Raw genomic sequence first — 22,436 nt, 5'->3', positions numbered from 1 at the left:
TTTTTGCTTGTAGCTTATAAATATTGCCTCTCTCATATTTCTCTCTGCTGACTACTAAATTCACATGAGATTTTGTACCAAGATTTGAATATTTTTTATATCATCATAATATATAGCATTATTACCAAACAGCTATATAAGCCCCCTTAAAATCTTTATTATAAATTTCCTTAACTTCATCAGATTGATAAGCCTCTACTATTCTCTTATATATAGGATTATCCTTATCTTCAGTTCTTGATGCTATTAAATTTATATAATTCTTATCATTATAATTAGTAGGATTATCTTTAAATATAGAATCAGTATCAGGATTAAGTCCGAAATTCAAAGCAAAATTACAATTAATAACAGCACAAGCAACATCAGGAAGAAGACTGTATATACTTCCCGCATCAACTTCAACTATCTCTATATTAAGAGGATTTTCTTTTATATCTTTCAAAACAGGATTTTGTATAGATTTATCTTTTAATTTTATAATACCAGCAGCCTCCAAAACTTTTAAAGCTCTTCCACCATTAGAAGGATCATTGGGTATAGCTATTTTATCTCTCTCTTTTAATTGATTAATATTAGTTATATTATCAGAATATATATTCATAGCAGCAAGACAAGTATCCGCTATAGCAGTTAATTGATAACCTTTAGTTTCAACTTCATTATTGAAAAAAGCATAATGCTGAAAATTATTCAAATCAATATCTCCATCATTCAAAGCCTGATTAGGAAGCAAATAATCTCCAAAAGATATTAATTCTATTTTAATATTATCATTGGAAACCTGTCTTTTCACTTCTTCCCAAATAACCCTATCTGACTCTCCTATATATCCAACTTTAATAACATTAACATTTTTATCCGTATTTGAACATGATATAAAAAGCATTATAGAAAATAAGAATAATATTATTTTTTTCATATGTTCTCCTCTTTATATTACATAGTTAAAGATAATTCATAATTTGTTTTCATAATATTACAAGACTCATCAAATATTTTTTTTCTCTTCTTCATTCATATTAAGTTCAATAATTTTTTCAACACTATTTCTTCCAAGCAAAGCAGATACAGAAGCATAAACATCATTTTGTTCATATTTAACATTTAAATAATCATATATATCCAAAGCATAAGAAAATGATTTCTTTTCATCTATATCAATATAAATAATCTATTCAACTAAACCCTAAGAAGCAAAAACATATCCTACATGCCAAGCCTTATTAAAACAACTTTTCTTCTTTTTATAGTATCCATAATTAAATACTTTTATAAAAAATTAATGAGTAGACTTTTTTACTACAAAATTTCCTATAGCCTGTATAATACCTACAAGTATTACAAGAAGTATTACAGATACATATATAATATCTAATTTATTTCTATAATATCCAGATTGTATAGCATAAGTACCAAGTCCTCCAGCACCTACAGCTCCAGCCATAGCAGTAAGACCTATCAAACTAATAGCTGTAATAGTAGTTCCTCTAGCTATAGGGGCAATACTCTCTTTTAAATATACCCTAAAAATTATAGCTATAGGAGATGATCCCATAGACTGAGCAGCCTCTATCAATCCCGAATTAATCTCAGATAATGCACTTTCTATCTGTCTTGCAAAAAAAGGTACAGTTCCGAATATTAATGGTATAATAGCTCCCTTTACCCCGATAGCTGTACCCATTATAAATCTGGTCAGAGGTACAAGCATTGCAAGAAGTATGATAAAAGGTATAGCCCTAAAAAAATTAATCAACTTACTCAAAACTTCATATACTATTATATTTTCCATAATACCGAATCTTTTAGTAACTATTAAAAGTATACCTAAAAAACCACCTACAAAAAATGATATTATACCAGAATAAAAAAGCATTACAAAAGTTTGTATTATGCTTTGATAAAGTCTAGGCAAATCCGCCATAACATTAGGTATTAAATTATTCAGAATATCTAGCATCTGTTATCACCTCTACATCAACATTTTGTTCTATAAGGAAATCTATTGCACCTGTTATTCCTCCTTTCTCTTTTTCATGAAGTATAACAACAAGACCACCAAGCAAACTATCATCTATAAGTTCAACATTTCCAAATATTATATTAACATCAACATTGAACTTTCTAGAAATATGGGAAACCAAAGCCTCCCCTACACTTTCTTTTTTATATTTTAATCTTACTATACATTCACCAGCTTTTAATTTTGTTATATTATGTTTTTCTTCAACTAGCGAATATATTTTTGATACATTAGAAGTAGTATCTATAAAGTCCTGAGTAACTTGATTTTTAGGACGAGAGAATACTTCAAATATATTTCCTTCTTCTATTAAATTACCATTATTCATAACGGCAACTTTATGACATAACTCTTTAACTACATTCATTTCATGAGTTATTACCACTATAGTAAGTCCCAACTCTTCATTTAATTTCTTTAATAATTTTAATATAGAAAAAGTTGTTTGAGGATCCAAGGCACTTGTAGCTTCATCGCATAAAAGTATTTGCGGATCATTAGCCAAAGCCCTTGCAATAGCTACTCTCTGTTTTTGCCCACCGCTTAATTGAGAAGGATAAACATAAGCCTTATCTTTTATATCTACAAGCTCAAGAAGATACATTACTTTTTTTTCTATCTCATCTTTAGGAAGTCCTCTATATCTTAATGCATAGGCAACATTTTTAAATACATTCCTTGAACCGAATAAATTGAATTGCTGAAATATCATACCTATTTTTTTTCTAGTATCTCTTAACTGTTTAGGAGGTAAAGATGTTAATTCCACATCATCTAAATAAACTTTTCCTGATGTAGGTCTTTCAAGTAAATTTATACATCTTACCAAAGTAGATTTACCAGCTCCTGAAAAACCTATTATGCCATATATTTCGCCTTTCTCTATTTTTAAAGATACATTATTAACTGCATTAAGCTGTTTATTTTTTGCAGTTTTAAATATCTTACTGACATTTTCCAAAACTATCATCTATTATCCTGTACCCTAAAATTTTATTATTACTTTGTGTGAAATATAATTTTATTCTTTGATAAATGAAAATTAATACCAATAATTATATATTTTTAAAATATATCTGTCAATAGCAATGAAAATCATAAAATTATACTACGGTATTTAGGAGTAAGTATGATTCAAAAACTTAATTTATATAAAACATCATTTACTTGGTTTAAAGAAATTAAGTCTCAAAGCATTAGTAACTACAGAAACAGAACTTAAACTCATAGCAAGAGCTGCAAATATAGGATTTAGAAGTAAATCTCTTCCCATAATAGAAACTAAAAAATTTCCTATAGAAGAAGCTATTAAAGGCTCTCTGAATATATGTAAAACTCCTGCGGCTATCGGTATTCCTATAACATTATAACAGAATGCCCAGAAAAGATTCTGCTTAATATCTCTCATAGTAGCCTTGCTTAATTCTATAGCAGTTACAACATCATTAGTATTTGATTTTACAAGAACTATATCGGCACTTTCAATAGCAACATCTGTACCGCTTCCTATAGCAATACCTACATTAGCCTGAGTTAAAGCAGGTGCATCATTTATACCATCTCCTACCATAGCAACTGTTAAACCTTGCTCCTGAAGTTTTTTCACCTCATTAGATTTCTCTTCTGGAAGAACTTCAGCAAATACTATATCAATTCCAGCTTCCTTGGCAACTGAATTAGCAGTGTTTTTATTGTCGCCTGTTATCATAGCAGTTTTTATTCCAAGTTTATGAAGTCTTTTTATAGCTTCAATGCTTTCCTGTTTTAATTTATCAGCACAAGCTATTATTCCTAAAAGTTCATTATCATAGGCAACATACATTGGAGTCTTTCCTTCTTTTGAAAGTTTATCCATATCAGAATAATAATTTTCTATATTTATATTTTCTTTTTTCATTAATTTATCATTGCCCATCAAAACTTTCTTATTATGAATAAACACCTCTATCCCTAAACCAGCTATAGCTTTGAAATTTTCTATATTAAGAAGTTTTATATTTTTTTCTTTAGCCTCTCTCACTATAGCCTCACCCAATGGATGTTCGCTTCCATTTTCTGAACTTGCCGCTATTAGAAGAAGTTTATCCTTATCATTAGAAATAATATCAGTAACATAAGGCTTACCCTCTGTAAGAGTACCTGTTTTATCAAACATAACAGCATTTATTTTTCCTGATACTTCTAGAGCTTCGGCATTCTTAAAAAGTATGCCAAGTTCAGCACCTTTTCCAGTACCAACCATTATAGCAGTAGGTGTAGCAAGCCCCAAAGCACAAGGACATGCTATTACAAGCACCGATACAAATACAGTTAAAGCAAATACAAAATCATGCACAGCTATAAACCAAATCACCGCTGATACTGCAGCTATAGTTATTACGGCAGGTACAAAATAAGATGATACAACATCTGCAATATGAGCTATAGGAGCTTTTGAACCCTGAGCATCCTCTACAAGTTTTATTATCTGAGCTAATGCAGTATCCGCTCCTACTTTCTGAGCTTTGAATTTAAAACTTCCTGTTTTATTTATAGAAGCACCAACAACTTTATCCCCTACAGTTTTTTCAACAGGTATACTCTCTCCTGTAAGCATTGATTCATCTACACTACTGTATCCTTCTATTATTTCTCCATCAACAGGTATCTTCTCACCAGGACGAACTAATACTATATCATTGATTTTTACCTCTGAAATTTTTATTTCTTTTTCTTCTCCATCTTTTATTATAGTAGCTGTTTTTGGCTGAAGTCCCATAAGTTTTTTTATAGCCTCACCTGTCTTTCCCTTACTTCTAGCCTCTAAATATTTACCGAACTGTACTAATGTTATTATAACCGCAGCTGATTCATAGTATAAATTGTCGCCATGAGGATTAAGACCCATAAAAGATAAAATAGTAGAATAGATACTATAACTGAAAGCCGCTGTTGTACCTATTGCTACAAGAGAGTCCATATTCGGAGAGCCTCTAAAAAGTGCAGGAAAACCTAATGTATAAAATTTATAACCTGATAACATAACAGGTACACATAAAAGTATAGCTACTATAGAGAAAACCTGAGGATTGATATGATGAACCAAAAAACTAGGTATTGGAAACTTTACCAAACTCACCATAGGTGCCATTGATATATAAAATAAAGGTATAGAAAATACAGCAGAAACTATCAATCTTATTTTCTGATCCTTAATCTCCCTAGCCTTCACAACAGAAGGATCCTCCTCCTGACCAAGTACCTGATATCCTGCCTTTACTATAATATTTACTATATCATTATATTGAAGTTTTTTTTCATCGTAATTAAATACTGCTTTTTCAGTAGCTATATTTACATTGGCATCTTCTATACCATCTGTTTTTTTCAATGCACGTTCTACTGCTCTTGAACATGCAGCACAATGCATACCACCTATTTTTAATGTCATTTTCATAAATAAAAACCCTCTTAAAATTAAAATACTATTACATAAAAAGCATAATAATAATATTATTATATATGCTTATAAAAGTTAAATCAATCTAACAATAAATATATCATAATTCGTTATAAATTTCAAGTAGGGTATACGGGTATATTAATTATTAAATAATATTTTTAGAATTGACAAAAGCATAGATTAAATATAAAATAAGAACAGATTCCAACAGCAAATAATATTAAAACCACTATACTGGATAAAATGGAATCTAGTTTATTATTATTGAAATAATATTTTAGGCACAAACAGCAATTTAATTTTGGGACAATAAGAAGGTTCAACTCCTTTAGCCATTTTTTCATGGTGTATTATTGTGTCTAGTTTTTTAATTCTATGTTTATTATTTAATAGGCATAGAATATTTTTTTATTATATATTGTTTTTCATATTGGAGAATTGATTCTATGTCTTTTTTGGATTTGATTAAAAATTCTTTTAATAAAACTTATACTCATAATTTTTCTGATACTAATATATCATCATTAAGTGGTGTTATAGATTTATTTGCCACTATGGGGGCAAGCAGATCAAAAACGGATGATGAATTATTAAAATATTTTATAGATGCTTGGCGAGAAAGTCCTGAACTTACTTGCAAATCAATAATGTATTTAAGGGATATAAGAAAAGGCATTGGGGAGAGAGAAGTTTTCAGAAAGTATATTAATATTATGATTAAACTAAATCATATTCTCACTGCAATAGAAATTCTAAGAACTATACCAGAGCTTGGAAGATGGGATGATATTATTTATATATGGTATGATAATAAAGAAAATAAAAATATTTCTGATTTTACAAAAAACATAATATTAGAGCAATTAGAAAAAGATAAAAAATCTGATAATGTTTCGCTTTTAGCTAAATGGCTTCCTAGTGAAAACACTTCTTCAAAAAATACAAGAAACATTGCAAGAGAATTAATAAAACTTTTAAATATTAATGCTAAAGAATACAGAAAAACTTTATCTACCTTAAGAAAGAAAATAAAATTAGTAGAAAATAATTTGAGAGAGAAAGATTATACTTTTGATTATTCTCAAGTTACTTCTCTTGCTATGAGGAAATATTCAAAGGCTTTCATTAGAAATGATGAAAAAAGATACAAGCAGTTTTTTGAAGATGTAAAGCTAGGAAAAGTTAAATTAAATACAAGTACATTAACTCCTTTTGACATTATAAGAGAAATTATATTTTGCCCAGTAGAAGATAAAAAATTAAGAAGAGAAGAATTTGATTTGACTTGGAAAAATCTTCCGAACATTTTTGTAGATGATAATTTAAATGCTATTGTTGCATGCGATGTATCTGGCAGTATGGGTATAAATTTAAATGGGGAACCTTTAATATGTTCTGTGGCTTTGGCAATATATATAGCACAGTTAAATAAATCTGTATTTCATAATAATTTTATAGATTTCTGTGGCAATTCTAAAATGCATGATATATCTAATATCAATAATATAGTAGATATAGTTGATTATATTTTAAGATCATCTATAGATATGAGTACAAATATAGATTCTGTATTTAATGCTTTGCTTGACACTGCTTTAAAAAATCATGTATCACAAGAAGAACTTCCTAAATATATAATAATAATTTCTGATATGGAGTTTAATGCCTGTGATAAAGCAAACAAAACTAATTTTGAATATTGGAAAGAATCATTCAATAAAAATAATTATAAACTTCCTACAATAATTTTCTGGAATGTGAACTCATCAAGCAGAATAATGCCTGCTTTAAAAAATGATGATGTTTTATTTATTTCTGGCAGAAGTCAGAATGCTATAAAAAATATAATCAATATAGACAAATACAATTTAAATAATCAAGATGAAATATCTATGCTTTTAATTCTTGATACTTTGAAAGATTATAATATTGATATAAAGGATTAATATATTTCGTTAGGGAAAGCATACTTTATTTATAATGAAAATTCTAATTCATATTTCATTTGATATTTAAATTATAAAAATAAAAGGGTGTGGAGTGAGTATAAATTTTAAAACTTAATTTACATACCCCGCCCTATAGACTTATAATATACAAAAGCTATTTTTACGATGTTTAATTTTTTTATTTTCAACTGTCATTTTAACACCCACCCTAGTATATTTTAAATTAAAAATCTTTTATAGGATACTAAATATTAGTTTTAAAAAATTTATTTTATGATATACTGTTATCAATATGCAAAAAAAAATTGATAAACAAAACGATAAAAACTATTATTCATTTTCTGATTATGTAAAAAATAAATTCGGATTAAAAGTAGGTAAAATTTCTATAGATACGGATTTTGGCTGTGCTCATAAAGCCAATGACGGAGGCTGCCGATTCTGTAATTTAAATAGCTATAAACCTCCCTATGTCAGAGAAGAAGATATTAATAATCAATGGATAAATGGTGTAAAAAATTATAGAGGAAGGTATCAAAAATTTTATGGCTATTTTCAATTAGGCACTCCATTATCTCCATTGGCTTGCCAAGAATCATTAAAATATGCTAATAAATTGGTGCATTTTGATGACTGCGTAGGACTTATGTTTGGAGCAAGAAGCGATATGCTTGAAGAAAATGTATTAAAGGAGCTTAATGATTTATCTGTTTCTTATAATAAAGAAATTTGGCTAGAAATGGGACTTCAGTCTTCAAACAATGAAACTTCAAAGTTAATTAATAGGGGTCATGATTATAATTCTTTTTCTAAAATGGTAAATCATATAAAAAGCAATTATGCAAATATTATAATATGTACACATGTTATATTCGGACTTCCAAAAAGAATTATCAATAATAGTATAGAATTAGAAAGCAGAGATGATATGCTTAAAACAGTAAAAGATATATCATCATTAAAAATAGATGCAGTAAAGTTTCATCAGCTTGATATAGTAAAAGATTCATATTTTGAAAATATGTATAGAGAATATTTATTTCCTACTTTAAATGAAGATTATTATATAGATTTAATAAGCGAGGCAATTTCTTTTACGCGTTCGGATATTATAATAGCTCGTTTGATGGGAGATAGTTTAGGAGATAGTTTGATAGCTCCTAAATGGAAAAAATCAAAGGGAGTAATAATAAATCTCATAATGAAAAATATGAAAGAAAAAAATATAGTTCAGGGTATGAATAATGATAATAAGAATCGGCAGTAAATGTAAATATTTGATTATCATATCGCCTTTAAGTTTCTTTAATTAAATAGGTTTGTGAATATAAAAATTATTAATATATATTTCATAATAAAGAAATATTTTGGAAGGAATGTTTTTATTGAAACCTTATTTTTAGGGTTATGCGATATGATATTTTTTCATTTTTTTTAATGATAATTAAGTTATGTATAACAATTTATTGCAAAAAATATGAATTATAATATACTAGCTTTCAGTCATTTATGAAAAGAATTTTTTTATTTTTTATATTAATATTGATTTTAAGCGTTAATCTATATACGCAGACTTTTAAACCATTTAGAAAATTACATACAATACAAACAAAGAAATTTGAAATAATATTTCCTATAGAGTCCAGAAGAACGGCAGAAAATTTAGCAAAAGTTGCTGATGATATATATGAAAAATATTCAAAGATTTTAAATAGCACAGTAAAAGGAAAAATAGCAATAACAATAACTCCTGACTTTAATTTATTCAATTCAGCGGCAATGATAATACCGTATTCAAGTTTAATACTTTATGATACAAATTTAGATGAAAACTTTACAAGCTATAATAATAATTTTGAGTCTGTGTTTATACATGAACTTACCCATCTTCTTACTATGGCTTCAGAAAACACAGGACTTGCAACTAAAGTAATGGGAAATTGGGCTTCTTTTGTTCATATAAACGCTATGCCTTTTATGATTGAAGGTGCTCCTGTAAGCATGGAAAGTTTAACAGGTTTCGGACGTGCTAATGATCCTTTGGTAAAACAGAGATTAAGACAGGATATATTTGAAGGAAATTTTAGAACTCCAATTCAGGCTTCTTATCTTTGGACTAAAAGACCTTATGGAAATATTTATTATGAATATGGAGGATTATTCTCTAAATATCTTCAGGAAAGATTCGGAATGGAAAAGTATAATGAGTTTTGGAATAGAATGCAGACCAAACTTCATTTTTCATTTTTTATATATAATTCTGGAGTTTACGGAGCTTTTCAAAAAGTATATGGAATAAAATTTATAGAAGCATGGGCTGATTTTCAAAACTCTTTGGTTTTAGAAAATATAAATCCTAGCGAAGATATGAGGGTGAATAATAAGGAAACTTTTATTAATGATATTTATTCATACAATAATAGAGTTTATTATATTGATGCTAATATTGGAGCTTTATACTCTTATGAAGAAAAGAGAAATAATCAAAATAATAAAAAAGATTTAAAAGTAGAGTTTCTTATAGACAGAAGTTCTGAAAGTTTGGATATATCAGAAGACGGAAATAATGCTTTGATAGTTTCTTTAATGTATAATGGAGGACTTTATAAATATATTGTTAAAGAATATGATTTGAATAAAAAAAGAAGAACAAAAAGAAAATGGTTTGATTTGCAGTATGCAAGATATTTTAAAAACGGTATTATAGGTGTATCAAAAGATTTGCATAATTCTATTCTTATTTATATAAATGAAAATAATGAAAAAGAAATTCTCATTCCTGCTAATGATAATTTCGGATACAGTTCTCCTGCAGTTATTGATGATGATAATATAGCATTGATAGTTACAGAAAAAGGAGTAAAGCATATAGCAATATTTAATTATAATAATAAATCTATTAAATATATAGAAACTCAAGACAATACTCTTAACTATGTTAGAACTTTAAGGCATTCTAATAATAAGCTTCTTTTTTCATACAACAATAATGATAAATATTACAAACTTGGAGAAATAGATTTAAATAATAACAGCATGAAACTTTACCCAAAAGATTATTCAGGGGGAGTATTTTCTGCAGTTTATGCTGGAGAAAATATATATTATATGGGAAGATTTTCAGAGTTTGACAGACTTATGAAATATACAGATAACACTTCTGTAACAAAAAAATTCACATATACAGATAAAACAATAAATAAATATGATTTTAATCCAGAAATGGAGCTTGGAAATTATAATGCTTTTAAATATTTAAAGCCTTGGTCTATGTGGATTCCTTTGCCTCAAATTAATAATACTTTTCAATTTTTAGTTAATGGTTTTGGTATACTTTCTGTTATAGCTACTCCTGCATTAAATAATTTAGCTTTGATTTGGATAGGATATGATATACCTTCAAACTTCCTTCAAACGGAACTTACAGTTACATCTTTTAATTTTCTTTATCCTATATATTTTGGATTTAAAAGCGAAGTTGTATATTCTGTATATAATTATTGGAGATTAAATTCTTATATAGGAATGCAGTTTCTTATTAATACAGAAAGTGATAAACTTTATTTTTTTATTGAGCCTTTAGTATCAGGAGCCTTATTTTCGGAATTTGTTAATCCTAAAACTAATACTTCATCGGCATTTACTTGGAAATATTCTTCTTGGACTCTTAATGCATCGCTTAAAGCCTCAATGATATTTAAAGTAAAAGCAGATAAACCATACAGAGATGATTTAATCAATATAACAATTTATCCTACATACTCAATAAAATACAATAAATTTGCAATAGATTTCAGTACGAAGTTTCAAACAAGATATATTCCTATAAGAGCTTCTTTTTATGGTTCTTATGCATTCGATACCAATGCAGCATTTGATGGAGCTTCTACTATATTTGGCGAAAGGGAAGTAAAAGCCCCAGAAGAGTTTTATGCATATGTGAAAAACAAAAAATACAAAGACAATTATTTTTTGGGAGGAGATTTTGAACTTCTAGGTTACTTAAATTCTCATTTTAATTTAAGTCATATATATTTTGATAATTTTTTTGCCTCTATTTCATACAGGTATGCCTACTATTCAAAAGATTATATGCATTCTCTAGCTTTAAAAGCAGGTTTTGATGCCAGCATACCAATATCAGGGCATCAGAATGTTGTAACAGGAGAGCCTTATATATTATTAGCTTTAAGGCTTCCTACAAGTTTGGATAAGAATATCATTGCAAATTATCCTACTATAAATGATTTATATATTGGATTTGGTTTTCAAATGTCTTGGTAAATAATGACGCACGAAGAATAAAATTAAAAATATAATATGATTTTTAATCATAATTAAATGCATATCAAAAAATCACTCATCGTGCGTTTAAAAAGTTTTTAAACTTAATTATCGCTTGGGTGGGTTTGCTTTTTCTTATTTTCATTTTTAATATAATTAAAGTGAAAATTTAAAATAAAATTAAAAAAATTTTGAAGGGTGGGGTTTGTTATTAAAATATTAATATGAATATATTTAAATAAATTACTTTTTTATGTATAATATAATTGACTATTCTTCAAAGGGTATAGTATGAAAAAATATATATATTTGATTATCATAATTTTTATATTGTCTATTTAAAATTAATGCAGTATATGAACTATTATAATTTTATCAATAATATGAAAGCAGACTCAGGACTTTCTCTTCTTAAAAAATTAGATTTTGAAACTTTGGAAAATAATGATAAGTATTTTTATGATATAATCAAAAAAATAAAGGATAAAAAAGAATTAAATATAAGATATAACGATACGGCTATAATTCAATCGCTTATAGATTCATATATAGATGAATGTGCCTATAATGGAGATGATGAAAGTTTTGAAAATGTTATAGGAGGAATCAATTCTATACTTATAAAAAATAGCGGTAATTTATATGCTAGAAATAAAGCTGCATTTTTATATTATACTAGATATATTTATAATCTTGATAATATTTATTATGATTTAGTATTGGAAAATATAAATAAAGTAATACATCATCATAACGAAATAACTTATTTCATCTTGGCTATACTATATCATTTTAAATATATTAATACTAAAGATAATGAATATTTTAATAAATCTTTAGAATGCTATAAAGAAGTATCAAGTTTAATAGGAAATGACATCAATTTAAGCTATAATATTTTTTCATTATATAAATACAAATATGATAATGCTGAAAAAGAAAAATATTTTGATATTGCTGCCGAAGCATATTTAAGTATTTTAGATTTTGATAATGATAATATTTTTGCATTGTATTATATAGCTAAATTATATAAAGATAAATTTTTATTTACAAAGAATCCTGATTATTATTTATTATCTATAAATTATTATATAGAATTATATTATAGTAGTAATGATATTAACACTTTACTTAATATTGCTTTCTTACATACTATTATGTTTAAATACAGCAAATATATATATTTTTCTGATGATGCAATTTCAATATTAGAGAAAATAGAAGACAGTGGTAATTATGATAATCTTTTGTATTATATTTTAGGATATACCTACAGCATTAAATATAATTTAACACAAAATGAAGAAGATTTTACCTCTGCTATGAATTATTATAATAAAGCAAAAGATACAGATAATAATGCCTACTATTTTATGGCATATCTCTATATATACTGTTATAAAAATACGAAAGATGATTTATATTTTAATGCTGCACTCTCTTCATTTCATCACTTAGATTTAGATGAATGTGATATATTGAATTCTATTGCATATCTTTATGAATGCAAATTTGATATAAATAAAAATAAAGAAGATTTTGATAATGCATTATTTTTTTATAATAAAGCACTTTCCATTGATTGTGATTATTTTTATACTTATATAAATAGATTTGAATTATATAGATTAGCTTTTTATCATTTTGAAGATCCTAATTATTTCACATTATCATTAAATGATTATGAAACTTTATCAAGTGAAGGGGCATTAGATTCTGATAATACTTTAGAATATTATACCAATTATAATATGGGATACTTTTATTATTATTTATACTGCGAAAGTTTAAAAGATAAATTTACTGAATCCTATTATAATTTGAGAGAGAATTTTTTTACTAAAGCATTATTCTTTTTAAACCGTTCAAATTCTTTCATTGCTATAAGCGAACTTTACAGAGTAAAATATTTAGAAGATCATAATACAAATAAATATTTTGATTTGTCATTAAATTATATAGATAAGAATTTTAAGAATTGTAAATATGATATAAAAAATTTATCTCAAAAGGCTATACTATATTATGAAATATATAGGGTAAAAAAAGATATAAAATATTTTAATATTGCTTTGGATAATTTTAATTATGCTTTAGAAATAAATCAATATGATAAAACATTATATTATAATTTGGCACTTCTTTATCATTTTAGAATAATTGAAAGCAGATTTGAAGATTATAAACTTGCTGAAGACAGTTATATTAAGGCTATTAATTTTGATAATTCATATTATATTGCAATTGAAAATTTAGGTTTTTTATACAGCATAGTTTATGTAGTTTATAATATTAATGGGATATTTGATAATGCTTATTCATGCTTTGAAACTATATTGCACAATAATGAAAACTCATTAATTGCATTGGAATCTATTGGAGATTTATATAGTTTAAAAATATCTAATAATAATTTTGACAGAGAAACTAAATATCAGTATATTATAATATGTATTGAATATTATGATAAAGCTATAAATAATGGTATAGGAGTAAATACTATTTATAAAAAATTAAGTCGTATTTATTTTATACTATTTACTGAATATAATAATAAAGTTATTATTAATAATTATTTTGATAAAAATATTAATCTTTTAGAAGAAAATAGAATATTGGCAAATAAATATTTATTCATATTAAATAATGTTATGTATGATATTCATAAAAATAATAAATATTTGATAAGGGCTGGTAAATGTTTAAATAGTTTTAACAATGATATATTTTCTATAAGATTATGTATAGATTATTTTCAGTATTTATTTAATATTACTAAAAAAATAAAGTATGCATTATTTGCTTTATTTTATTTGGAATATATTTCTGGAATAGAAAAAAACAATATAGATTATTATTTTAATATGGGAAATTTATACTATACCATATTCTTAAAAAATAAAAATTATGAGTATATAATTCATTCTTTTCATTGCTACAGCAGAGTGCTGGATATTGATAATAATTATCCTAAATGCAACTATAATAGAGCTTTGATATTGAAACATTTATTTGAAAAAACTTTAAAAATTGATTATATAGAAAATGCATTTAATAATTTATATAAATCTATAAAGCTTGGCAATATTAAAGCCTATTCACTTATTGGGGATATATATTTGCTTCTATATAAAAAACAGAAACCAGATGAACAATATCTTGATAAGGCTATATATAATTATAATTTGTCTATAGAAAATAAATATTATGGCAAGAATGATTATGAGATTTATTTCTGTATTGGGATTTGTTATTATTTTAAATATAAGAAACATAGGGAGGTAAATTCTTATTATAATAATTCTTTAGAATATTATAATAAGGCATTGAATATAGATAAGAAAAATGTAAAGATAAAAAGATTCATAAAGTATCTTCAAATAATAAAAAGACTTCCATATTCTTAGTATTAATTATCAATTTGATTTAAATATCATATAAGTATATAATAGTAAACATAATATATTAGTATTAATATAAGGGGTAGTAAATATGAATTTTAATTTTTATATGCCTAGTAAATTACTATTTGGATGCGGTTCATTAAATAAACTGCATAAACAAAAATTACCAGGTAAAAAAGCATTAATAGTAACAGGAGGAACTTCTATAAAAAAGTATGGATATTTAAAAAGATTAGAAGAAGAATTGGATAAAGCTAATGTTAATTATTGTTTATTTGATAAAATTCTTCCTAATCCTATTAAAGAACATGTAATGGAAGGGGCAGCTTTGGCAAGAAAAGAAAACTGTGATTTTATTATAGGAATAGGCGGAGGTAGCAGTATTGATTCATCAAAATCTATTGCGATTATGGCTTCTAATGACGGTGATTACTGGGATTATATATTTGGAGGTACAGGTAAAGGTAAGCCAATACCAAATGATCCTCTTCCTGTTGTTGCAATAACTACTACAGCAGGTACTGGTACAGAGGCAGATCCTTGGACTGTAATAACTAATGGAAAAGAAAAAATAGGTTTTGGTTATGAAAAAACTTATCCTTATCTATCTATAGTTGATCCTGAACTTATGAAAACAGTACCTTCTAAACTTACAGCATATCAGGGTTTCGATGCTTTATTTCATAGTACAGAAGGTTATATAAATAAAATAGCAAGTGAAATGAGTGATTTATTTGCCTTAAAAGCAATAGAGCTTATAGGAAAAAGTTTGGCTAATGCAGTTAAAGACGGAAATGATATGGAAGCAAGAGAAAATGTAGCTATGGCAAATACATTATCTGGTATAGTAGAAAGTACTTCAAGCTGTACTGCCGAACATTCTATAGAACATGCTTTAAGTGCCTATTATCCTAAACTTGAACATGGTGCAGGACTTATTATAATTAGTAAAGAATATTATACTGCTATTGCTGAATCTCATAAATGCGATGAAAAAATGATAAATATGGCTAAAGCTTTAGGCAAAAAAGATGCTTCTAAAACTATGGATTTTGTAGATGCTTTAACTGATTTACAAAAGGCATGCGGTGTTGATGATTTGAAACTTTCAGATTATGGTATGAAAAAAGAAGAACTTCCCGATATAGCTAAAAATGCTAGATTCGCTATGGGAGGATTATTCCAATGTGATCCTCATAATTTCACAGATGAAGAGGTATTAAACATATTAGAAAAATCATATAAATAAAATACATTGAAATAGTACTGTTATTTTTATTAAAAAATTCAGTACTATTAATTTATATAGTTTTAACCCGATAATATAAAAAGTTATAATTTTCTAATAGGCTTTCATAAAAAACTGTATTTTTTAATTATTATTTATAATAAAAAGAGTTTATTATATTAAGAAATTAAATATTTTTAAAGAGATAAAAGAAGAGCCTACTAAATATGAGGAAGTAGAAAATCTTATACTTCCAAATCAAAATTTTACATTCCCTACCCTTTATTCTTTTTTACACTGTTTTAAAAATAGAATTTTAATTATTCTTTATACTTTAATAGAAATATTAAACCAAGCCAAGTTTTTCGTAAATTTGTAATGATAAATACACTATGTATAATGAATTTAAATATTTGCATTTATTGCTCAATGATAATGCAAATAATATATGTATGCATCAAATAATTTTTTAATTTAACTAAGATAATAATATCTTATAATACCTTATATTTTTTACTATTAATATAATAATATAAGGAGTTTTATTCATGTCATTTGATTTCAAATTGATAGTAAGAGATAAATATTCAGAAGAAATCTTTGATATTATAAATATAGCAGAAAACATAAAATCTAATGATATAAAAACTGATTATAAAGTATCTGATGGAAGTAGATATTATTCTATAAAAACAGGCATAGGCAATATATCAAGTGGAAGATCATTTAATTTTGGAATTCCTATATATGAATATAAAGATGAAATAGGTAGTTGGGTAAAAATAGAGAATCAATATACAAAATATACTAGCATGATTTTATCTAGCAATATTAAAAGATATTTTATAAGAACGATATTTGAAGATGAAATTTATGAAGCTGAATATATCATAAAATCAGTAGGTGGATACAATATTAAATATATAAATAATTTAGGCGTTATTGATATTTCACTTGAGGCATTGGATAAAGTATTTTTAAGACAGAAAGAAGAAGAATATGAATTAACAATTACAGAGGATTATAAACAGGATATCAATTATAAATCTTTAAGTTTAGTACCTGTTCCTTTGAGTTTTAATTTGGAGTTTATAGTTGTAGGAGGAGAGCTACAATTCTTATTTGCCAACAGGCAGAATTTTGGAATAGAATGCAATGCGGAATTAAGAAATGGAGTTTATAATATAGACTTTGACGGAGAGAGATTAAATATAAACGGAGTTGCCTATAATTATAAAGGAGTTCAGCCTGAATTAAATGTTGGGAATAATGTATTTTATTTAGAGAGCAATCAAACTTGTATAAAGTCTTCTATAAGATATAAAAGGGGTATTCTTATATGATAAATAAAAGTCCTTATCATTTTCTTAGAGATAAAATATATAAACTTCCCCCTGCCCCATATATTAATTTTGAGAAGTTCGGCAATTATATAAAAATTAATGATACCATATATGCTGAGAATACTTATAATACTTATTTGAGATATGAGTTTAAAGTTAATAAAAGAGGCGGTGATGTAAGTAAAGTAAGTTTCAGTACACCTCTTAATTATTTTAATATTAATGATAAAGTTGAATACTATCTTAATGGAAAAAAAGATTTGCAGGATATGTAGAAAGTATAGATAATGCAGGACTTAATTTGAGCATCATACCTATATGGGCAAACTTCTTCATCAATATATACAGGGTGATTTAATATTAGAATCTACTAAAGGTGCTTTGAATATAGTTTTATCATTAAAAGAAAAAATTGAAGAGATGGGTATAATATTTGATGAAAGAAATATTACACTAAATAATGATAAAAAAATAACTATGTCTTTCAGCGGGAGAAATATTTCAGATATACTTGATGAGGTAGAAGAAAACATGTCAGATACTTGGTGCTGGGGAGTAGATTTTGATAACAATTTTTATTTTAAAGAGTTTTCAGATATACCAAGTAAAAAACTTAATTGGCATAATAATGATTTTTCTGAAAGCGAGTATGAAGAAGATTCTGCAGATTTGGTAAGCCGTTATATAATCAAAATGAAAGATAATATTACTGATGAAGAAGGAAATGAAAAAGAAGTATATAGAACTCTTCCTAAAATAATAGGAGCTGATAAATTATATCCTCCAATACCTTTAGAAAAAGAAATAGGAATAAAAACTGATATATTTGCAATAGAATATAAGTTAGAAAATTATGATTTAGCTTATAAATTTGCTTATCAGTTTCTAGCCAATCAAACTAAGAAAGAAATTATTAAAATAAAAAGCCTCAATCATAAAAGAAATGATTTAAATATTAATGAATGTATAGAATGCATATTAAAACCGACCAATAACTTTTATCAAATTATAGATTTTAATGAATTCACAGAAGCAGAAAGTAGATTAAATAAAGTTTATTCTTCAGATATTTTGGATATTGATGAACCGATAGAATATAGAAAATATCCTAATTATAAGCAGCAATATTCTGTGGCACTTGCTAATATAGACAGATACTATAAACAAATTTGTAATCAAAGCTATAATATCACAAAGATAGTTATATTTTTCTCTGACGGTATACAAGATAATCAAGAAACAAAATCAGCTGTATTTCAAATAGAAGATAAGAAACATTCTCAAAGAAAATATTTTACTAATGGATTCGGAGTATTTGATCTAAGAGGATATGACAAGAGAGATATTATAATAACTTCTGAGAGAGGAAATATACTTTACGAAAAATTCATTTGCTTTTTTGATTCTGCATCAAGAATAGATGATATGAATATAAGAACAATAAATTATAAATTTTACAATAATACTCTTAATATAGATTTGGAATTGTCAAAGATGAATGTAAATCTTATGAATTATCTATATAGTCAGGAAGAGAAAAGAAAGAGCCTAGAAAAAATTTTAAATAGTAGCAGTTTTTAATATATTGAAAAAGGATTATAAATATGAATAATAATCTAAATAAAGATTTAAATGATATAAATAAACAATTAAATAATATAGAAAACAGCATAAAAAAAATAAATTCATCATTTGAATCTTCTTCATTTTTTAATGATTCAAATGAAATATTAAATGATTTCACATCATCAGCAGATGGAGCAGTAACTGCAGTAGATGATACAGCATCTTCATTTGATAATCTTGATAAGAGTATAAAAAATATTGATATAACAAAATTTGCAGATAGTATAAAAGATTCTCTTTCAAGTATATCAAATATATATAAAGATTTAAGTTCAGCATTTATTGATTTTTTTCATTATGATTTAAGTTCATATGATAATGCTATAGAAGAGGCAAAAAATAAACTTGAAGAGTTTGATGAATATCAAAGGGAGCTTAAAGAAAATAAAAAATCGGCAGATGATGAGGATTATGAAAATTATTTAGCTAGGCTCGATGAAGAATTAGAATTAGCTATCAACAATAAAGATGCTATAAGTGCTGAGGCTATAAGAATAAAGCAGGAGGAGTTAAAGAAAAAGCAGGATAAAGAAAAAGAGGATTTACAAAAAGAAAAAGAAATACAAAATCAAAGGGCATTATTAGAAAAAGAGTTGGCACAGGCTGAATATAATAAAGCCTATGCTGAATGGGATAATCAAGTAAAACTTGCTGAGATGGAAAAATCCAAGGCAATAGCTGATGCAATTTTGATACCATCGCTTGCAATAGCTCAGTCAGCTTTGGGTGTTGCAGCTTCATTTGGTCAAAGTGGACCAGCAGGATTTGCAGCAGGACTTATAATATCTGCAACTGCAGTATCTTCTGCTATTTCTGCAGCTTCTGCTATAGTATCATCTGCTAATGCATTAGATAGTATAAAATCAAATCCTCCACAAGCACCTCAATTTGCATTCGGTACTGCAGGTTATATTATTCCAGACGGAGGTTCTGCTATAGTAGGAGAGATGGGGGCTGAAATAGTTACAAACAAGTCTGGTAAAATTGCAGTTCAGAGTAATGCTCAACTTAAAGAAAGCGGATTTCAAAAAGGCGATATTTGGAATGTTACTATAAATGTAGAACAAGCTTTGAATCCTGATGAAGTTTATAAACTTATGAACAGTTACAAAGTGAGAAATAGTCAAATGTATACAAGATAATTTTTAAATTTATTATATAAAAAAATCATTTAAAATATTTACTAATTGTTTTTCCATAGTTTTAAAATCTTTGCTTAAATCTAAAGTATTAATTGCAAATAATTTATTTTCTAATTTATATTCTTTATTTAAATTATCAATACATAAAGGATAAAGCAAAATGCCTTTTATAGTTTTAAATCTTTTATTGACATTACTCATATAAGAAAATATTTGATATAAATGAGTGCTTCTTATAGAAAATTTATCATTATTATTTATTAAAATATTTTTATAAAATTTAGTATCTATTATCAGACATTTCTCTTTATTATAAATCATTATATCAGTTTTCATCAATGGTATATATTCATTATCATTTATATTCCATTTTATAGTTTTATTTTTTACCTTTATATTTTTATTATTTCTAAAATGAAATTTATAAAAGTTCAAAACAAATTTTTCATAAAGTAAATGCATTCTTTTATCTTCATTAAAATCAATAAAAAAATCTTCATCACTATTTTTATTAACCATTAAATTTTTATGAATGAATTTGCATATATTAATTATAATCTTATAATGCATATTATTTTTATTATATTTCAACAATTTAAAAGTTTTATTATTAACTTCTATATTTTTTATTTTAATAAAGTAGTGATTCAAATTTATTAATTTCTGATGAATATCATTATCTATATTTTTATAATTTATAAGTTTGTTTAAAGAGGATTTTATGATTCTATTAAAAAGTATATCATTAGAAAGAATATTATAGCTGCATACTAATTTTTTATAATTAATAGTATTTCTTTTGATAGATTTAGAAAAGTCAATTTTTCCTTTCAAAAAAGACAAATCTTCTTCTAAAGTTATATATCCTTTATAGAAACCTCTTTTAATTAATTTATCCAAAAACATAATTAATATATAAGCCATAACATTATAAATATTATCAAACTCTTCATCTGAGAAAATTTCTTTTTGATAATCTTCATCAATAACATTCCAAATATTCCAAGCATAAGATAGCATGTAGTATATATTTTTAATAGGTATTTTTATATTATTATTCATTTTATATTAAATTAATTTTGCTCATATTTTTTAAACATCAAAAAAGTGTAAATAAAATTATTTTTTATCTAATAACTTTTTTATTTCATTTTCTGCTTTCTCCTCATTATCAAACCAATACTCTCTCAGTGTAGGAGCAATTTCATATTCTATAATATTTTGATATTCCTCATCATCTAATTTGTCACAGAAATAACTATGTCCTATAGTATAGCCTTTTCCTAGAGTTCTGTCTTTTTTTATAAAATTATTCAAAGCAGTAAATTTATCAATTATTTTCTTTATAAGATTATCATTTACATTTTTATTTTTTAAATAGCTTTCAAACTTTTCATTTTTAAAAGCAGGTTCAATATCTACAAAACAAAATCTTCTTCTCAAAGCATAATCAATAACAGCAATACTTCTGTCAGCAGTATTCATCATACCAATAATATATAAATTATTAGGTACTGTAAAACTTTCATTATTATAAGATAGTATAATTTCTGCATCTCTGTTATCTGATTCTATAAGCATTAAAAGTTCACCAAAAATTTTAGATATATTTCCGCGGTTAATCTCATCTATTATAAAGAAATAATCATTATCCATATCTGAAGCAGCCTTCTGACAAAAATCATAAAACACACCGTTTTTTAATTCAAAGTTTTTATCGGTAGGTTTATACCCGATAATAAAATCTTCATAAGAATAACTTTCATGAAACTGCACCATTTTTATTTTTTTATCATCAGCTTCGCCTATAATTGAATAAGCAAGTTTTTTTGCCATAAAAGTCTTTCCAACTCCCGGTGAGCCTTGAAAAATAATATTCTTCTTTCTATCAAGTAAATTAATAATAGTATCATATTTTTCTTCGGATATAAAAACTTCACTAAGAAAATTTTCTTTTGTATATGAATTATCCGATTTATCATTAGTTTC

General features: G+C 25.6%; 14 protein-coding genes and 1 pseudogene. 8 read left to right on the top strand and 7 right to left on the bottom strand.

Annotated features, from left to right (window positions below; all coding sequences use genetic code 11):
* Positions 1–121: 121 nt before the first annotated feature.
* The 5 genes from Q1J76_RS02235 to Q1J76_RS02215 all read right to left on the bottom strand — a co-directional run bounded on the left by Q1J76_RS02235 (position 122) and on the right by Q1J76_RS02215 (position 5,462).
* Complete coding sequence (locus Q1J76_RS02235) at positions 122–922, bottom strand: MetQ/NlpA family ABC transporter substrate-binding protein (RefSeq protein WP_300366170.1); 801 nt, start codon at positions 920–922, stop codon at positions 122–124.
* A 69-nt stretch (positions 923–991) separates the two neighbouring features.
* Positions 992–1,129 (bottom strand): hypothetical protein, encoded by a 138-nt coding sequence (locus Q1J76_RS02230; protein WP_300366167.1) that lies wholly within the window; start codon positions 1,127–1,129, stop codon positions 992–994.
* Positions 1,130–1,282: 153 nt separating this feature from the next.
* On the bottom strand, positions 1,283–1,963 hold the full coding sequence (locus Q1J76_RS02225; RefSeq protein WP_300366164.1) for a methionine ABC transporter permease: 681 nt from the start codon (positions 1,961–1,963) through the stop codon (positions 1,283–1,285).
* Entirely contained in the window at positions 1,944–2,996 is a 1,053-nt protein-coding gene (locus Q1J76_RS02220; protein WP_300366161.1) for a methionine ABC transporter ATP-binding protein, read from the bottom strand. The genes Q1J76_RS02225 and Q1J76_RS02220 overlap by 20 nt, the downstream gene beginning before the upstream one ends.
* Before the next feature lie 189 nt (positions 2,997–3,185).
* On the bottom strand, positions 3,186–5,462 hold the full coding sequence (locus Q1J76_RS02215) for a heavy metal translocating P-type ATPase (RefSeq protein ID WP_300366157.1): 2,277 nt from the start codon (positions 5,460–5,462) through the stop codon (positions 3,186–3,188).
* A gap of 452 nt (positions 5,463–5,914) precedes the next feature.
* Here Q1J76_RS02215 and Q1J76_RS02210 point away from each other — a divergent pair, with 452 nt between their 5' ends.
* The 8 genes and pseudogenes from Q1J76_RS02210 (at position 5,915) to Q1J76_RS02170 (ending at position 20,447) form a co-directional block, all read left to right on the top strand.
* Complete coding sequence (locus Q1J76_RS02210; RefSeq protein ID WP_300366154.1) at positions 5,915–7,414, top strand: DUF2828 family protein; 1,500 nt, start codon at positions 5,915–5,917, stop codon at positions 7,412–7,414.
* Between the two features lie 295 nt (positions 7,415–7,709).
* Positions 7,710–8,684: a tRNA modification radical SAM protein MnmL/YtqA gene (gene mnmL, locus Q1J76_RS02205; protein WP_300366151.1), complete on the top strand. Its 975-nt coding sequence runs from the start codon at positions 7,710–7,712 to the stop codon at positions 8,682–8,684.
* 242 nt (positions 8,685–8,926) lie between these two features.
* Positions 8,927–11,701 (top strand): TreP protein, encoded by a 2,775-nt coding sequence (locus Q1J76_RS02200; RefSeq protein WP_300366148.1) that lies wholly within the window; start codon positions 8,927–8,929, stop codon positions 11,699–11,701.
* Between the two features lie 383 nt (positions 11,702–12,084).
* Positions 12,085–15,111, top strand: coding sequence for a tetratricopeptide repeat protein (locus Q1J76_RS02195; protein WP_300366145.1), 3,027 nt, complete (start codon positions 12,085–12,087; stop codon positions 15,109–15,111).
* An 85-nt stretch (positions 15,112–15,196) separates the two neighbouring features.
* A complete protein-coding gene (locus Q1J76_RS02190) occupies positions 15,197–16,357 on the top strand; it encodes an iron-containing alcohol dehydrogenase (protein ID WP_300366142.1) in 1,161 nt (386 codons plus the stop codon).
* A gap of 527 nt (positions 16,358–16,884) precedes the next feature.
* On the top strand, positions 16,885–17,679 hold the full coding sequence (locus Q1J76_RS02185) for a hypothetical protein (RefSeq protein WP_300366139.1): 795 nt from the start codon (positions 16,885–16,887) through the stop codon (positions 17,677–17,679).
* Positions 17,676–19,260, top strand: a pseudogene (locus Q1J76_RS02175) (hypothetical protein). Before Q1J76_RS02185 ends, Q1J76_RS02175 begins: the two are co-directional and overlap by 4 nt.
* Before the next feature lie 23 nt (positions 19,261–19,283).
* On the top strand, positions 19,284–20,447 hold the full coding sequence (locus Q1J76_RS02170; RefSeq protein WP_300366130.1) for a hypothetical protein: 1,164 nt from the start codon (positions 19,284–19,286) through the stop codon (positions 20,445–20,447).
* Positions 20,448–20,459: 12 nt separating this feature from the next.
* On the opposite strand, the gene mcrC is transcribed toward Q1J76_RS02170, so the two are convergent.
* Both mcrC and Q1J76_RS02160 read right to left on the bottom strand, forming a co-directional pair.
* Positions 20,460–21,509 (bottom strand): 5-methylcytosine-specific restriction endonuclease system specificity protein McrC, encoded by a 1,050-nt coding sequence (gene mcrC, locus Q1J76_RS02165; protein ID WP_300366127.1) that lies wholly within the window; start codon positions 21,507–21,509, stop codon positions 20,460–20,462.
* 57 nt (positions 21,510–21,566) lie between these two features.
* A partial coding sequence (locus Q1J76_RS02160; protein ID WP_300366124.1) for an AAA family ATPase occupies positions 21,567–22,436 on the bottom strand: 870 nt, incomplete at its 5' end.

The organism is Brachyspira sp. (assembly GCF_029258575.1).
Classification (GTDB): domain Bacteria; phylum Spirochaetota; class Brachyspiria; order Brachyspirales; family Brachyspiraceae; genus Brachyspira.
Note: the sequence above shows the minus strand (reverse complement) of the source record. Positions and strands in the feature narration are given on the sequence as shown.

Excerpts from the sequence above, each read along its gene's own strand:
- Q1J76_RS02235 (WP_300366170.1), bottom strand. The coding sequence starts at position 922 with ATGAAAAAAATAATATTATTCTTATTTTCTATAATGCTTTTTATATCA.
- Q1J76_RS02225 (WP_300366164.1), bottom strand. The coding sequence starts at position 1,963 with ATGCTAGATATTCTGAATAATTTAATACCTAATGTTATGGCGGATTTG.
- Q1J76_RS02220 (WP_300366161.1), bottom strand. The coding sequence starts at position 2,996 with ATGATAGTTTTGGAAAATGTCAGTAAGATATTTAAAACTGCAAAAAAT.
- Q1J76_RS02215 (WP_300366157.1), bottom strand. The coding sequence starts at position 5,462 with ATGAAAATGACATTAAAAATAGGTGGTATGCATTGTGCTGCATGTTCA.
- Q1J76_RS02210 (WP_300366154.1), top strand. The coding sequence starts at position 5,915 with ATGTCTTTTTTGGATTTGATTAAAAATTCTTTTAATAAAACTTATACT.
- mnmL (WP_300366151.1), top strand. The coding sequence starts at position 7,710 with ATGCAAAAAAAAATTGATAAACAAAACGATAAAAACTATTATTCATTT.
- Q1J76_RS02200 (WP_300366148.1), top strand. The coding sequence starts at position 8,927 with ATGAAAAGAATTTTTTTATTTTTTATATTAATATTGATTTTAAGCGTT.
- Q1J76_RS02195 (WP_300366145.1), top strand. The coding sequence starts at position 12,085 with ATGAAAGCAGACTCAGGACTTTCTCTTCTTAAAAAATTAGATTTTGAA.
- Q1J76_RS02190 (WP_300366142.1), top strand. The coding sequence starts at position 15,197 with ATGAATTTTAATTTTTATATGCCTAGTAAATTACTATTTGGATGCGGT.
- Q1J76_RS02185 (WP_300366139.1), top strand. The coding sequence starts at position 16,885 with ATGTCATTTGATTTCAAATTGATAGTAAGAGATAAATATTCAGAAGAA.
- Q1J76_RS02170 (WP_300366130.1), top strand. The coding sequence starts at position 19,284 with ATGAATAATAATCTAAATAAAGATTTAAATGATATAAATAAACAATTA.
- mcrC (WP_300366127.1), bottom strand. The coding sequence starts at position 21,509 with ATGAATAATAATATAAAAATACCTATTAAAAATATATACTACATGCTA.